Annotated in this window: 17 protein-coding genes and 1 tRNA gene; 5 read left to right on the top strand and 13 right to left on the bottom strand. The window is 70.8% G+C overall.

Annotated features, from left to right (window positions below; genetic code table 11):
- Nucleotides 1-264 precede the first annotated feature (264 nt).
- Nucleotides 265-365: transfer RNA gene (locus BMX97_RS09170), tRNA-Ser, on the bottom strand.
- Nucleotides 366-467: 102 nt separating this feature from the next.
- Between BMX97_RS09170 and BMX97_RS09165 the strand changes: the two genes are divergently transcribed.
- Nucleotides 468-1997: a site-specific integrase gene (locus BMX97_RS09165; RefSeq protein ID WP_091748403.1), complete on the top strand. Its 1530-nt coding sequence runs from the start codon at nt 468-470 to the stop codon at nt 1995-1997.
- 675 nt (nt 1998-2672) lie between these two features.
- Entirely contained in the window at nt 2673-3233 is a 561-nt protein-coding gene (locus BMX97_RS09155; protein ID WP_091748399.1) for a metallophosphoesterase family protein, read from the top strand.
- Nucleotides 3234-3568: 335 nt separating this feature from the next.
- Here BMX97_RS09155 and BMX97_RS09150 read toward each other — a convergent pair whose 3' ends face one another.
- The 8 genes from BMX97_RS09150 to BMX97_RS32770 all read right to left on the bottom strand — a co-directional run bounded on the left by BMX97_RS09150 (nt 3569) and on the right by BMX97_RS32770 (nt 7410).
- Nucleotides 3569-3943 (bottom strand): hypothetical protein, encoded by a 375-nt coding sequence (locus BMX97_RS09150; protein ID WP_143074593.1) that lies wholly within the window; start codon nt 3941-3943, stop codon nt 3569-3571.
- A complete protein-coding gene (locus BMX97_RS09145; RefSeq protein WP_091748393.1) occupies nt 3936-4361 on the bottom strand; it encodes a hypothetical protein in 426 nt (141 codons plus the stop codon). Before BMX97_RS09145 ends, BMX97_RS09150 begins: the two co-directional genes overlap by 8 nt.
- A gap of 190 nt (nt 4362-4551) precedes the next feature.
- Nucleotides 4552-5232: a hypothetical protein gene (locus BMX97_RS09140; RefSeq protein WP_091748390.1), complete on the bottom strand. Its 681-nt coding sequence runs from the start codon at nt 5230-5232 to the stop codon at nt 4552-4554.
- A 489-nt stretch (nt 5233-5721) separates the two neighbouring features.
- A complete protein-coding gene (locus tag BMX97_RS09135) occupies nt 5722-6036 on the bottom strand; it encodes a hypothetical protein (RefSeq protein ID WP_091748387.1) in 315 nt (104 codons plus the stop codon).
- Between the two features lie 321 nt (nt 6037-6357).
- The gene (locus tag BMX97_RS09125; RefSeq protein ID WP_091748382.1) at nt 6358-6582 is read right to left on the bottom strand and encodes a hypothetical protein; all 225 of its coding nucleotides are present in this window, start codon (nt 6580-6582) and stop codon (nt 6358-6360) included.
- Entirely contained in the window at nt 6579-6764 is a 186-nt protein-coding gene (locus BMX97_RS09120; RefSeq protein WP_091748378.1) for a hypothetical protein, read from the bottom strand. Before BMX97_RS09120 ends, BMX97_RS09125 begins: the two co-directional genes overlap by 4 nt.
- A complete protein-coding gene (locus BMX97_RS09115) occupies nt 6761-7255 on the bottom strand; it encodes a hypothetical protein (RefSeq protein WP_091748375.1) in 495 nt (164 codons plus the stop codon). The genes BMX97_RS09120 and BMX97_RS09115 overlap by 4 nt, the downstream gene beginning before the upstream one ends.
- A complete protein-coding gene (locus tag BMX97_RS32770) occupies nt 7255-7410 on the bottom strand; it encodes a hypothetical protein (RefSeq protein WP_177202167.1) in 156 nt (51 codons plus the stop codon). The genes BMX97_RS09115 and BMX97_RS32770 overlap by 1 nt, the downstream gene beginning before the upstream one ends.
- A gap of 329 nt (nt 7411-7739) precedes the next feature.
- Here BMX97_RS32770 and BMX97_RS09105 point away from each other — a divergent pair, with 329 nt between their 5' ends.
- Both BMX97_RS09105 and BMX97_RS09100 read left to right on the top strand, forming a co-directional pair.
- Nucleotides 7740-8147: a hypothetical protein gene (locus tag BMX97_RS09105; protein WP_143074592.1), complete on the top strand. Its 408-nt coding sequence runs from the start codon at nt 7740-7742 to the stop codon at nt 8145-8147.
- A 48-nt stretch (nt 8148-8195) separates the two neighbouring features.
- Nucleotides 8196-8786 (top strand): hypothetical protein, encoded by a 591-nt coding sequence (locus BMX97_RS09100; RefSeq protein WP_091748368.1) that lies wholly within the window; start codon nt 8196-8198, stop codon nt 8784-8786.
- Nucleotides 8787-8915: 129 nt separating this feature from the next.
- On the opposite strand, the gene BMX97_RS09095 is transcribed toward BMX97_RS09100, so the two are convergent.
- The 3 genes from BMX97_RS09095 to BMX97_RS09085 all read right to left on the bottom strand — a co-directional run bounded on the left by BMX97_RS09095 (nt 8916) and on the right by BMX97_RS09085 (nt 10265).
- The gene (locus BMX97_RS09095; RefSeq protein ID WP_091748365.1) at nt 8916-9212 is read right to left on the bottom strand and encodes a hypothetical protein; all 297 of its coding nucleotides are present in this window, start codon (nt 9210-9212) and stop codon (nt 8916-8918) included.
- Nucleotides 9213-9498: 286 nt separating this feature from the next.
- Complete coding sequence (locus BMX97_RS09090; protein WP_091748361.1) at nt 9499-9924, bottom strand: hypothetical protein; 426 nt, start codon at nt 9922-9924, stop codon at nt 9499-9501.
- Nucleotides 9925-10031: 107 nt separating this feature from the next.
- Complete coding sequence (locus BMX97_RS09085; RefSeq protein WP_091748357.1) at nt 10032-10265, bottom strand: hypothetical protein; 234 nt, start codon at nt 10263-10265, stop codon at nt 10032-10034.
- A 62-nt stretch (nt 10266-10327) separates the two neighbouring features.
- Here BMX97_RS09085 and BMX97_RS09080 point away from each other — a divergent pair, with 62 nt between their 5' ends.
- Nucleotides 10328-11194, top strand: coding sequence for a LysR family transcriptional regulator (locus BMX97_RS09080; RefSeq protein ID WP_091748986.1), 867 nt, complete (start codon nt 10328-10330; stop codon nt 11192-11194).
- A 5-nt stretch (nt 11195-11199) separates the two neighbouring features.
- Here the strand turns inward: BMX97_RS09080 and BMX97_RS09075 are convergent, their stop codons facing one another.
- The gene (locus tag BMX97_RS09075) at nt 11200-12489 is read right to left on the bottom strand and encodes a flavin monoamine oxidase family protein (protein ID WP_091748983.1); all 1290 of its coding nucleotides are present in this window, start codon (nt 12487-12489) and stop codon (nt 11200-11202) included.
- Nucleotides 12490-12734 lie beyond the last annotated feature (245 nt).

Genomic DNA, 12734 nt, shown 5'->3' with positions numbered 1-12734 from the left:
GAACCGACGGCGCCCGAGACCATCGGCGACCGGCTGGCGCCGACCTCGACGCGATCCGGGCCACGGCGGCATCCACGGACGCGAAGACCACGGCGTGCTACTCGCGGGATGCAGTCGGGAGATCGCGGACGGTGGCGGAGCTGCGCCTGGCCCATCGAGAGGCGAAGAGCACGCCCGAACGGAAATGAAGACCGCGATGGGGACCATGAGGTCCACGAGATCGGCGGCAGACCGTCGAAAGATCGAATGCTTCCACGGGCTATATGGAGCGGGCGATCGGGATCGAACCGACGACATTCAGCTTGGGAAGCTGATAAGGCCCTTTTCGTGACCCGCGGCTGACGCCGTCGACCGTTAACCCTCGCCTTGATCCTTAAGGCTTTTTCCCGCCTCTACGCACCCTGACGCCTTGCCCTGGCCCGCCATATCGAGCGTGGTACGCCCGTGGTACGGAGGCGGACGCGTCGATGGCAGGCAAGGAAACGTTCACCCGGGAGCGGGTGCGGCTCACCCAGTCCCACGTCAAGCAGGCCCAGGCCCTCGTCGCCAAGGACACCCTGCAGGGGAACGGCATGGAGTTCGCCGACACCGTCTGCCAGGGGCTCGTCCTCCGCGTCCGGAGGCGGTCGGGCAAATTCATCCTCAAGAGCCGGACCGGGTCCACGACCCTCGGGGACATGGACACGCTGCCGGTGGCCGCGGCCCGCGTCGCCGCCACGAAGGTCCGGGCCGAGCAGCTCAAGGGCACGCCAAAGCGCCTCATCGACGTCGAGCTCGGCGCCTTTAGCAACGTGTTCGAGAAGGGGCACAACCTGGAGACGGCGCTGGACGTCGCCTTCACCGAGCCCCACCCCGACGACCCGCCGGAGATGACCGAGGAGGAGCGGCGCCGGCGCGGGCCGTGGGAGTGGCGCGACCTCGTCGACCTGTTCCTGGAGACCAAGCTCCCCACCCTGAAGGACCGCTGGCGGGTCCAGTTCGAGCGCCACCTGCGCCGGACGCTCGACGACGGGTTCGCCATGAGGCGCGTCGCGGCGGTCGAGCTCAAGGACCTCGTCGCGATGCGGGATCGGGTCACGAAGGCCCACACGCTGTCCGCGGCCGCCGACAGTGTCGAGGCGGTCAAGGCAGCGCTCGACTGGGCCTGGCGCCACCACGCCCCGCGGGCCGGTCTGGCGGATGTCGAGTTCCCGTGGTGGCGGGAGCGGCTCACCGTCGAGTACGCCTCCGGCACGCGCGAGCACACGCCCACCGTCGAGGAACTCGCCCGGACGCTCGTACTGGCGGAGCGGTTCAAGGCGCTCGGGGGAACCGCCAAGGAAACCGGGCCCGGGATGCTCGCGGCGCTATGGGCCGTCGTCCTGACCGGGCAGCGCGCCACCGCCCTGACCGGGACGCTGCGGGCGACGACGCGGGACTGGCCCGAGCGGCCCGGCTGGAAGATCTGGACTTGGACCGCCGTCGAGATGAAGGGGTCGGGGCGTAACGCGTCGCCGAAGAAGCGGGCGCGGCCGCACGCCCTTCCCGTCCCGCCCGAGGCCCTGGCGGCGCTCGACCGCATCGGCGCGCCCCGGGAGGGCGTGTACTTGTTCCCGAGCCGCGTCCCGGGCAAGCGGACGACCGCCGTCGGGATGACGCAGTTCCTGGACCGCATGAAGGGAAAGACCAAGGCGGCCCGGAAGGGCGGCGTGACGCTCCGGCCCGAGGACGACCTTCTGACGGCCAACGGCATCCGGCATTGGACCCCGCACGACGTCAGGCGGACGCTGCCGACCTTCCTCGACATGGAGCGGCTGGGCGGCGCGGGATCGGCCATCCTCGCGCACGCACGGAAGGCGAAGGGCGACGCCGACGAGGAGCGCGAGCTCGCGCAGGCCATCACCCTCCGGCACTACATTTACTCGCAGCGCCTCGAACTGAAGGCGGAGGGGATGCTGGTCTGGGTCAAGGCCATCCTGGAGGCGGTCGATCAGGAGCGGGCGCGCCTCGAAGCCTGAGCCCGCCGATCCCGGCCGAGCGCCCTCGCCAGGTCGGCCGGGCGCTCGGCCGGGAGGAATCCCCTCCCTCCCCTATCGGATCGAAGGGCCTCGATGTCCTCCGCCATCGCCCGCCGGAGGGCGTCCCGCTCGTCCCCGGCGGCCGCGGCCACGATGTCGTCCAGGCTTGGCATTGACCGTCTCTCCTTGAAGAACAGATAGGGAACAAGAAGGCAGGTTCAACGGCGGGGGACGGATGCGGGTACCGCGGACGCTGGGCGAGTTCCCGTACCGGCGCGTGCGGCTGGTCTGTCCGTGGTGCCCGGGGCGTAAGGGGGACTACTGCGTCGAGCGCCTGACCGCTCGCCTCGGTCCTCGGGCGACACCGGAGGACGTCCTCGCGGCCCTCGTCCGGTGCCGGTGGCCGAAGCCGTGGCACGTCAGGCGTCCGGCGAAATACACGCCCTGGTGCCGGGCGCGGTTCGCCGAACTCGGAAGCCGCCGGCCGCCGGACCGCCCAGGGTTTCCGTTAACCGTGCCCGACGACCCCGCTTGACCGGGGGAATCGGGAGCTGCGATCCCTGGCCTCCCGCATGACGGAGCGACCCGTGAAGCCGAGCATACGCCCCGACCCGACCGAGACCCATCCCGGGGCGTGACCGCGCGGCGGCAGCCCCTTCCACGGAGGCTGCCTTCATGACCATTTTCGCTACCGCCGACCACCATTGGGGCCACGCCGGAATCCTGACCATGGCAGGCCGGCCCTTCACCGACATCGAGGAGCACGACGAGGCCCTGATCGCGGCCTGGAACTCCGTCGTAGGCCCGCGCGACGAAGTATGGCACCTCGGCGACTTCGCCCTCGGGGCGAGCGCGGAGCGGTGCGCGCAGATCTTCCGTCGCCTGCGCGGCCGCAAGATCCTCGTCCGGGGCAACCACGATAGGAAGAAGACGACCGACCTGGCGTGGCACAGCCAGCACGACCTGGCGACGCCCAAGTTGGCGGGGGAGCGCTGGGTCTTTTGCCACTACCCGATGAGGGCCTGGCCGGGCGCCTTCCGGGGCTCGCGACACTGCTTCGGGCACACGCACGGGCTACTGCCGGACACCGCGCAGAGTTGCGACGTCGGCGTCGACCGGTGGAGCTACCGGCCGGCGTCGTTGGAGGAGATCAGGGAGCGCATGGCGACGACGCCCGACATGCCGGAGGAGATCCGGCTCGGGCGCGCGATGGAGGCCGACGGCGGGGACGACTAGCCCCGCCTCTCGGAATGCGGTTCGGTTTCGACCGCGCCGCAGGGCCTCCCGGCGGGCAGCGCGTTCATGGCCACTTTGACCCGTGTGTGGCCGCCACGGAGGTGGGCCTGCAGAGCCCTTTGAGTTATCCGTGCTCAGAGGCACGGGGAGTTCGCGGTAGTGGCCGCGCAAGTGAAGGAGGGGCAATCCGTGCTCGCAATGGCACGGGGTTGGACAACTGACCGGTGGAATCGCGCACGATGGGTAATCCGTGCTCATGTTGGCACGGGGGTTCACGGTGGTGGCCTCAGATGTGAAGGCTGGTTCATCCGTGCCCTTAGGCACGGCTTCTGGTGTTACAGGCAGTTCCCTGCCGCAGTAGCCGCCTTGGCCTCCTCTTCGGTGGCGCGGACCCAGACCTTGTCGACGGGGTTCCAGTAGAAGCCGGAAGGTCCCGCCGGCTTGTACTTGCCCTTCATGTACCACCGCTCGTCAGGATCATCTCCCTGCCAGTTGCGCACGACGAGGATGCAGCGGGTGCCGTCGAAAAGCTGGAGATCGGCGGCAAAGCCGTTGTCCAGCGTCCTGGCCCGAGAGACGTGCGTGACTGGGCGGGGCAGCCACTTGAAGCGCCAGGTGAGGAATCTCATCAGGCGCTCGATGGCGGCGTCGGTCGCCACCGGGACAGGCCGCCGGTTCAGGCGGGACTTACGGCGGGGGCGCTTAGCCACGGGCCGCCTCCTTCGCGCGCCGCTCGGCCCTGAGGCGCTCGTTGAATGCGTCCGCGTCGGTGACCCCGCTCGCGAGTTCGAACAGGTGCCTCAGGCGTGCCGCGACCGCCTTATCCTCGCGGCTCGCGAAGAACGTCAGGACGTTCCAGTCGTGCTCGTCCATCTCCTCGTCGATGAGCCTGGCCTCCGCCATCCACGCCAGCTGGAGACGGATGTGGTCGTCCTCGACCCGCTCGGCGCATCTGCTGCTGCGCGCGACGTTGATGCCGAGGTAGCAGAGCTTGGAGTACCCGACGTCGTCTTCGTCATCCCCGTTTGCAGCGAACATGAAGCGGCGGAACGCCTCGCGGTCCGCCTCCGTCATGCGCTCGAAGATGAAATCCCCTGTCGGGTGCCAGTCACGGTCCGTATTCGACATGCCGAAACTCCCACGCGGGGCACGTCGCCCCATGCGCAGGAAGAAGGGTCAAAAGACCAAATCCGTCGAGTCGATCTTGACGTCGTGGTTACCGCCGACGCTGGCCCACTTGATGCCTCAAAACGGCGCCGCCCCGCAAGACTTAAGCGGTACGGCGACCGTCCTGTGCTTGAACACGGTTAACGAGTGGTTAACTCGCGAGGGCGACGTGCTCGTCGTACCCGGCTAGGAACTCGCTCGCGCCGCCGTCCCCGCAGACGACGTGCAGGTAGGCCGAGAGCAAGCTGTGCCTGCTTTCCCTCTCCCGGCCGCCGACGCTCTCGCGCAGCATCAGGTGCCGCTCGTCCGGCGCGATCTCCCTCCTCGTCCAGAAGTCGACCTGCGGCGTCGACGCGGTGACGACGCGGCGGGCGAGCTCCAGGATGCGCTCCTCGCCGAAGGGCTCCATCTTCAACACCTCGGCGTCCTCCATGGCGGCGGCGCGGATCTCCACCCACTCGATGTCGGCGGTGTCATAGGACCCGAGACGGATGCGTTTGACGATGCGGTCGCGCAGGCGGGTCTCGCGCTCACCCTCGGACAGGCCGCGCTCCTCGTTGAGGTCGTAGATCACGTGGACGGCGGAATCCGTCGCGTCGTCATCGGCCGGGCCCCCGAAGATGGCGCTGGCGTAGAGAAGCTGCTCGAACGCGCCCTGGGCGACGAACGCTACGGCTAAAGCCTCAAGGGCCGCCTCGGGCGCCAGGCCGGCGAGATCGACGCCGAGGCCCCACGCCGTCGTGCGGGCGGAGGCGTCGCCGGCCGCAAGCCGGGCGAGCCAGTCGCAAAAGTGGCGGTCGGCGCCGTCACGGAGTTCAGAGACGTAATGCATGTCGGTCCGCTCGCGGAAACCGGGGTGAGTTGAGGTTTCAGAAGGGAAGATCGTCGGGCCCCCATTCGGGGTCCGGCCTGCGCGGCGGGTTGGCGTCCTCGGCCCGGCAGCGGCCGTCAAGGCAGTACCGGCTGATGCCGAAGCGACCCCATTCGAACTCGACGACTTGGGTGTAGGCGACGTCCGGCTGGATGCCGCCCGCCTCTCCGTCAGATGCGCGCGGCCGCCTGGCGGCGCTGGGATGCGGTCCGGGTAGAGCCGCGACGGAGCTAGGCGCGCGCCATGCACGGCGAAGGCCTGCGACGGGTACGGGAAACCGCGGACCGGCGCCGGCGGGGGCGCGTAGGCCCGCGGCATGGCCGGCTCGGGCGCTAGCGGCGGGGAATCGGTGACGAGGCGGAGATGCGACACGGACGGGCTCCTAGAAGAGGGCGAGATGGACGAAGGCGGTGCGGGCCTCGCGCCCGCACTCCACGATGACGACGGCGCTCACACGGCCGCTCCCTGATCGAGGGCGTCACGAACGGCGACGAGGGCGGACGTCAGCCGGGCCGGACTATCGAGCCCAAGCTGCCCGGCCCATTCGGTCACGAACTCCGGATCGCCGGCGGCGTCTCGCAGCGACAGGAGGGCGTCGAGGTCGGCGAGGGCCGCGTAGGCGCCGGACTGGTCGCGGGGGACGATGACGAGCCCCGCGCGGTCGAGACGCGCGATCATCGAGCGGGCGACTTGCATGGCGGGGCGGCCGCCGGAGGCAGCGACTTCCCCGGCGAGGGCGTGGAGGGCCTGTGTCGTGTCGGTCATGGCGAGGTCCTGGGATTGAGGCGGGGAAGGCGGGCGTAGCGAACCGGCGGCGGTGCAGGCTCCGCGGCTGGAGTGTCCGGCGGCGGGCCGCGGTCGCGCTCGTGCAGGGCGAGCTCCGTCGCGAGCGTCTCGACGACCCGCTGCGCGGCGTAGAGGAGATCGGCGTCGACGCGGGCGAGCGCGGCATCGAGCTCCTTGTCCCCCCGGCCTCGATGGAAGCGGCGCGGCAGGCGGCCCGCACCAGGGCGAGGCGGCGCTTCGTCTCGGCGAGGTCGAGGCGCCAGAGGTGGTCGACGAAGACGCCGCGGGGCTGAACGGCGGTCACGGGTAGCTCCTCCCGCCGACGCCGGCGTACGTGGCGCAGACCCAGCAGAGGGAGGGCATCTCGGGATGGGCCCGCAGGACCACCCGGTCGACGATGTCGTGCTCCTCCGCGCAGCCGCGGCAGAGGAACGTCGTCGCCGCGTGCAGATCGTCCTCGTGCGCCTGCTCGGTGGAGCGCTGGCGGGAATCGAAGTCGAAGTCGTCGAAGGCGCGCCGGGTCATGCCGCGGCCTCGACACGGACGTTCCGGCAGAACCAGAGGAAGTCAGCCGTGTAGCCGGCCTCGCGGAAAGCCCGGAAGGAAGCGGCCCGGGCAGCAGCCTTCGAGCGGGCCGATAACGTCTCAGGCGGGAAGCCGTCGAGACGGATGACGAAGGAACGCGTGGCTGACGGCTTCTTGCTCATGCTGCGGTCCTCTCGGAGTTGAAGTGGTTGGCCCACCTCGCCGCCCGGGCCGCGGCCATGCTCGCGGTGTTCAGGCGAAGGCGCTCCTCGGTTGAGAGCCGCGGCATCTCCGTGACGCCGCGCTCGCGGAGGAGGCGATAGACGAAGGTCGACCGGAGGCCGTGCGCCATCGAGGCCCGGTGGACACCCTGCGCCATGGCCATGGCGCAGATCGCCTCCTCCTGCTCGACGGTCGTCTTGCGGCGGACGTTGCGGGTTGGGGCCTCGCCAGCTCGGGCGCGCAGGACGCGGCGGCCGTCGGCCGCCATGCGCTCGATGGCCGACCGGCCGAGCCAGGCCCACCTTTCGACGCAGGCCTCCCAGCCGTGCGAATCCCAAAGACGGGCGACGGTCTCGACGGAGGGGCGGACGTAACAGGCGGCGTCGATCTCCGAGCACGCAGTGGTGCCGACCTCATCGAGGCTGCCACGGGGACGGACAGGGCGGCCCATCAGAGCATCTCCGCCGTCAGGAGCGTGACACCGTGCTCGTCGTAGAGCGCGATCTCGCGCGGTCGGCGGGCGACGTAGCGCACGTCCCGCTCCAGGCCGAGCGCTAGCAGGATCGCCTCCCCCGGGGCGCAGCGACCCGCCAAGACCTCGGTCACGTATGAGCGCGAAACGCCAGCCAAGGCGGCCCACGACGCCTGCCCCCCGACCTCACGGCACGCCGACCGCAGGCGCGCGGCGACGTCCCTCTCACGTAGTGCTCGTGCCATGGGAGTCCCTCTGGGTGCGTAGTTCAGCGTTTAATGTACGCTGGTTCCCGCCCAATACAAGTGGGATGAATGCTTCGAAATTCGAAGGATCGCCCATAGATTAAGTGGTATCAAAAAACTGCGGAATGACATCAGAAAAGAAAAATGCGGCGAACCCCTTTTTACTTTCGGGGACGGCTGGCACAGTCCAGGGATCGTTGAACGGAAGGAGCTTGCCCGTGAGAGACCCCCTATGGACCGTGATGCTGGAGGCCCGCCCTGGCGGCCGCCTCCGCTGCGTCGCGCCCCTCGAATCGATGCCCGCCGACGGGACGGTCGTGGACACGCGCGCCGGCCACGCCGTCGTCCGTGACGGGGCCCTGGTGCCGGTGTCGGAGCAGCAGTCTGAGGACCTCGTCGATCCGGCGGGCGCCGCGCAGCGCCGCTACCGCGCGGCATGCCTCGCCGCCGGCTGGACCGACAAGCTCAAGCGAATCGTGACCGCGCCCGGCGACGACTGGGAGGCGGGCACGGCCTACCCGACCGGCGACGGGGCGCTCGTCCACTGCGCCAAAGTCCGCGGCAGGCACGTCTGGGTCCGCCGCGCGACGTATGCCGGGGCCCGCGAGCTCAGCGTCACCGCCTAGTCGATTTCGACACCACCCGTAGCATCACCCCACAGACAGGAGACACCGATGTCCGTTCGCAGCTTCTTCGCCGCCGTCTTCCGCGCCGCGGCCCTCGCCATGGCTCGCGCGCCCCGCCTCGTTTGGGACGGCACGAAATTCGTCCTGCGCGCGGCGGCCGCGCTCGTGCCGACGCCCCCGCAGGAAGAGGCGCTCGCCGAAGAGGAGCTGGTGCGGGAGCTCTCCCGCCCGAGGGAGCTCGTGAAGGCCGACGTGGTCGAGGCCGATCCCCGCGAGGAGTGGGGCCGCGCCGCCGGCGACCACCTGTTCCCATGCGGCGAGGAGCGCGCGGCCGGCATCCTCGACGAGCGTGCTCGCTCGTATCTCGATAGCCTCGACGTGGAGGAGCGGGCCGCGCTGCTGGCGTACGAGGCCCGTCATATCGGGCAGCACCTCCTCGGCGAGCGCAAGCTCAAGAACCTGCCGCCGGTCCCGACGGCGGCGCAGTGGACCGACGCGGAGAAGGCTCGTTTGGCCGCGCTGGCCGGCCCCGTCCGCGAAGGCCGCGCCTTGCTCCAGGCGAAGGTCGACGAGGTCGCCGCCACGATGCGCGAACACGGCTACGAGCCCGTCCCGGCGCTACGCCCCCGGGCCGCCTGACGCCCGCAGCCCCCACCGGAACGAAGAAGGCCGCCCTGATGAGGGGCGGCCTTCTTTATTTGCGCTGGCGGCCCGCCGGGCCCTGGACTCTTGCTGCGTGCGCACGATTCGTGCGCAGCGCGGTACGAGTTAGCCCCGGGCGCGCTTGGCCGCCAACGCCGCCAGAGCGCGCTGCATCCGGAACCGCTCGGCGCGGGCGGCCTGCTCCTGGCGGGCGGTCGCAGCGCGGTGGGCGGCCATCTCCTCGGCGAGGACGCGGTCGTAGACGAGGCGGGCCGTCTGGGCCCTGATCGCGTTCGCGGCCTGGCGGTCGGCCTGGCGGATCATGCGCTGCTCGATCAGGACGGTGCCGAGGCTCATTGCGAGGCCCTGCGCGCCGCGGTCGAAGGCGCCGGCAACGTCATGGGCAGTGCGGTGATACGACATGGCGGGCCTCCTCGTTGCGGTGTGCATCTGAGATCGCAGCTCGCGAATCCGCTGCCAAGAGTCCCCCGCCGACAGCCTGTGAACTCGGTAACAGAATCCCTGGGCGCCGTGGTAAACGTGTCCTTAAGGCCGGGATTCCTGCCTGCAACGACGTCTCCGTTACTTCGGCGTACGGCACGCCTGTGGACCAGGCGCGCACGTCACGGGGCCGCCGCGAACGTCACGGCCGGGCACGAAAAAGGCCGCCCGGGATGGGGCGGCCTCGAAGGCGGAGTGGCGTTGGCGGCTACGCGGGCGGGGGCTTGCTCGGGCGCAGCAGGCGGGCCGTGAGGGCGCGGCTCGCGAGCGGGCGCTCCCAGCCATACACATCAACGAGCCGCTCCATCGCGACGCCGAGGGCGGGTTCGATGCAGACAGCCATTCGCGACATCTCCTCGCCGTCGCGCAGGCGTTCGAGCACCTTCCGCCGACGCATCACCGACCGCAGTCCGTCGGCGATGGCGCCGTCGAGCTCGGCGGCCCGCCTCGCCTTGTCGCGGGCGCGCTGGGCGCGCGCCCTGGCGTTCTCCTGGGACCGCTTGAGGCGCGTCGCCGGAGAGGCGGGCCGGGCCGGCGCCTTCTCGGGCACGTCCGGATAGGGGCCGGGCGCGAATCCGGCCAACTGGTCGGCGAAGGCGGCGGCCCAGCGGGCGCGTTCAGTTTCGGTCTGCATGCCGGCATGGTGCCCGTACGTCACGCATGGGACAAGGCGCTACGTGACGTGCGGGGGGGTGGCCGTTGCGTGCGCCCCGGCGACCGTGGCCCATGGCACGTCTATCCCTATCCCTCGAAGTCGACGCCGAATCCTTCCAGCGCGTCGTCGACCGCCAGGTCGCCGCCGACGTCCAGGCCGCCATGGTGGCGGGCCTGAACGCAGCGGGCGAGGTCCGTGGTGCGCTCGGTCCGCAAGGGCATGGCGACGGCGTTCGACCGGCCCACGCCCTTCACGCTGGCGGGCGTGACGTTGTATCGGGCGACGGCCCGCACGGACGGCGGCGACCGGTCGGCGCTCATCTACATCCGTGACCAGACCGCCCTCTACCTCGACATCCACGTCGAGGGCGGCACGCGACGCGCTGGCGCCCCCCTCACGACCATCACCGGCTTCTTCGTTCTCGGCCGCGGCGCAGCTCGGCGTCTCGCAGCCGGCGCTGAGCCAGACCGTCCGGGGGTTGGAGGCGCGCCTGGGCGTACGGCTCCTGTCCCGCACCACCCGTAGCGTCGCGCCGACCGTGGCCGGCGAGCGGCTCCTCAAGGCGGTGGGCCCCCGGTTCGAGGAGATCGAGGCGGGTCTCGCCGGCCTCGCCGAGATGCGGGGCAAGCCGGCAGGCAACCTCCGGATCACCGCCGACGAGCACGCGGCACCCACGGTGCTCTGGCCGGCGTTGCGGCGCATCCTGCCGGACCACCCCGACATCAAGGTGGAGGTCGTCGTCAGCAGCGTCCTGACGGACATCGTCGCTGAGCGGTTCGACGCCGGGGTGCGCTGGGGTGGCATCGTGGCCAAGGACATGACCGCGGTCCGGATCGGGCCGGACATGCGCATGGCCGCCGTCGCGGCCCCCTCTTACTTCGCCGGGCGAGCCAAGCCGCAGCGCCCGGAGGACCTCACCGCGCACGCTTGCATCAACCTGCGCCTGCCGACCCATGGCGGCCTCTACGCCTGGGAGTTCCAGAAGGACGAGCGCGAGTTCCGGGTGTGGGTCGAGGGACAGGTCACGTTCAACACTGAGCCGCTGCTCCTTCAGGCCGCGCTGGACGGGTTCGGGATCGCCTACCTGTTCGAGGACGGCGTGCGGGCGCACCTGGAAGCGGGGACCCTCGTCCGGGTGCTGGAGGATTGGTGCGACCCGTTCCCGGGCTATCACATCTACTACTCGAGCCGGCGTGAGCCGGAGCCGGCGCTGGCCGTGCTGGTCGACGCGCTGCGCTACCGCGGCTGAGGTCCCTACCCGGCCGCTCGCGTCGGCTCGGCGATGGCGACGCGCCGTCCCTGGCGGTCCCTGTCCCGCAGGGCCGCCAGAACCTCGTCGGCAGCCCGCTGCCCGCTGTCGTGCGCCCCGTGGGCGGTCGTGAAGTCGAAGGGATGCGTCGCCTCGCCCGCGAAGAACAGTCGGTCCTCGAACGGCCGGGCCAGCCGTGCCCTCGCGCTCGATTGCCCCGGCAGGGCGCAGCTATACGCGCCGCCGATGGACGACATCCGGCTCCAAGAAGTCGCCGCGAGCGGGCGGACCGCCGACGCCACGTCGCTGCCGAACAGGCCGGTCAACTCGGCCGACACGAACGCAAAGCCGGCGGCGGGGCCTTCCTCGTCGAGGATGCGGGCCCCCTCGCCGCCGAGGAACGCCTCGATGACAGGCCAGCCGTTCGGTTGGATCGAGTAGGCGGCGGACCGCGCGTCGCGCAGGTTCCCGTAGGCGTGGGAGTCCGGCTCGAATGCGGACTTGCGCGTGATCTCAAGGAAGACCTTCTCGTTGCGCCCCAGCGGCAGGGCGGCCGCCGCCTCGCGCCAGGGTTCGGTCCCGGGAGGCAGGCGGATCGCGTTACCGGCCAGGACCGCGGTCGAGACCGTGAGGATGGCGGCCCGGGCGCGGACGGTGCCGGCGCGGGTGGTGATGGCGACGCCGTCCGCCGTCAGGTCGATCCGCTCGACGGGGGTGGCCAGGCGCAGCGTCACCGAGGGCGGGAGGCTGGCGGCGACCAGGGTGCCGTAGCCGAGCGGCAAGTTCCAGTTCTTGCCCGTCGAGGCATCGTCGTAGGCGAGGTAGTCGGTGGCGGAGATCCGCTCGGGCGCGACCCCGCTCATGAAGCCGGCGATGGCCCGGACGTAGGGGTTCCAATCGCCATCGGGGTCCAAGGCGTCGCTCGCCCGGTCGCTGACCTGCGCGACCGCCCGGAGCCGCTCCTCCCAATCGCCGAACCCCTTCCGGGCCGCCTCCTCGTCGTCCTCGCTCCAGGCGATGCCGGGGTGCGCCTTCGCCCACGGCGGGTCGCTGCGGTCAACCGGAAACCCGGACGCCTCGGCGATGCCGACCCAGGCGTTGCGGTCGCCCGAGTGCAGCCATTCGCAGCCGAGGTCGAGCGGGTAGCCGCCGAGGTCCTGCGTGAACGCGCGGCCCCCGAGGCGCGAGGACGCCTCAAGGAGCAGCGTCGCCTTCCCGTGCGCCGCAAGCCGCCGCGCGGCGCCGATGCCGGCGGCGCCTCCCCCTACGATGATGACGTCGAACTCGCTGTTCATGGGGCTGTAGGTGAGGCCGGCCTTGAGGCGCGACAAGCATCAAGGTTTCCGCGAGACCAAGCTCGGTCAGACGGCCGCCAACGCCACGGAACAAACGTTGAACGCGGCCGTTTGAAGTTGCGGGGGACGACCTGGGCGCGACGGAAGCTCGTGCGACGCGCCCGGACACCCCCCTCCCCATGCCGGAGACCCCGGCCAGGGGTACTCCGTTCGCGGGAGGAAGCCGGGCCTTGGGACGCCGTGAA

It is taken from the genome of Methylobacterium sp. ap11 (assembly GCF_900110515.1).
Taxonomy (GTDB): domain Bacteria; phylum Pseudomonadota; class Alphaproteobacteria; order Rhizobiales; family Beijerinckiaceae; genus Methylobacterium; species Methylobacterium ajmalii.
The sequence above is the reverse complement of the archived record's forward strand: the minus strand, read 5'-3'. Positions and strand labels throughout refer to the sequence as shown.

Bases quoted from the DNA above. Each gene is read 5' to 3' on its own strand.
- BMX97_RS09120 (WP_091748378.1), bottom strand. From the start codon at position 6,764: ATGAGCAAGAAGCCGTCAGCCACGCGTTCCTTCGTCATCCGTCTCGAC.
- BMX97_RS09085 (WP_091748357.1), bottom strand. From the start codon at position 10,265: ATGAGCGCCGACCGGTCGCCGCCGTCCGTGCGGGCCGTCGCCCGATAC.
- BMX97_RS09145 (WP_091748393.1), bottom strand. From the start codon at position 4,361: ATGTCGAATACGGACCGTGACTGGCACCCGACAGGGGATTTCATCTTC.
- BMX97_RS09165 (WP_091748403.1), top strand. From the start codon at position 468: ATGGCAGGCAAGGAAACGTTCACCCGGGAGCGGGTGCGGCTCACCCAG.
- BMX97_RS09075 (WP_091748983.1), bottom strand. From the start codon at position 12,489: ATGAACAGCGAGTTCGACGTCATCATCGTAGGGGGAGGCGCCGCCGGC.
- BMX97_RS09135 (WP_091748387.1), bottom strand. From the start codon at position 6,036: ATGACCGACACGACACAGGCCCTCCACGCCCTCGCCGGGGAAGTCGCT.
- BMX97_RS09100 (WP_091748368.1), top strand. From the start codon at position 8,196: ATGTCCGTTCGCAGCTTCTTCGCCGCCGTCTTCCGCGCCGCGGCCCTC.
- BMX97_RS09155 (WP_091748399.1), top strand. From the start codon at position 2,673: ATGACCATTTTCGCTACCGCCGACCACCATTGGGGCCACGCCGGAATC.
- BMX97_RS09095 (WP_091748365.1), bottom strand. From the start codon at position 9,212: ATGTCGTATCACCGCACTGCCCATGACGTTGCCGGCGCCTTCGACCGC.
- BMX97_RS09090 (WP_091748361.1), bottom strand. From the start codon at position 9,924: ATGCAGACCGAAACTGAACGCGCCCGCTGGGCCGCCGCCTTCGCCGAC.
- BMX97_RS09140 (WP_091748390.1), bottom strand. From the start codon at position 5,232: ATGCATTACGTCTCTGAACTCCGTGACGGCGCCGACCGCCACTTTTGC.
- BMX97_RS09115 (WP_091748375.1), bottom strand. From the start codon at position 7,255: ATGGGCCGCCCTGTCCGTCCCCGTGGCAGCCTCGATGAGGTCGGCACC.
- BMX97_RS09125 (WP_091748382.1), bottom strand. From the start codon at position 6,582: ATGACCCGGCGCGCCTTCGACGACTTCGACTTCGATTCCCGCCAGCGC.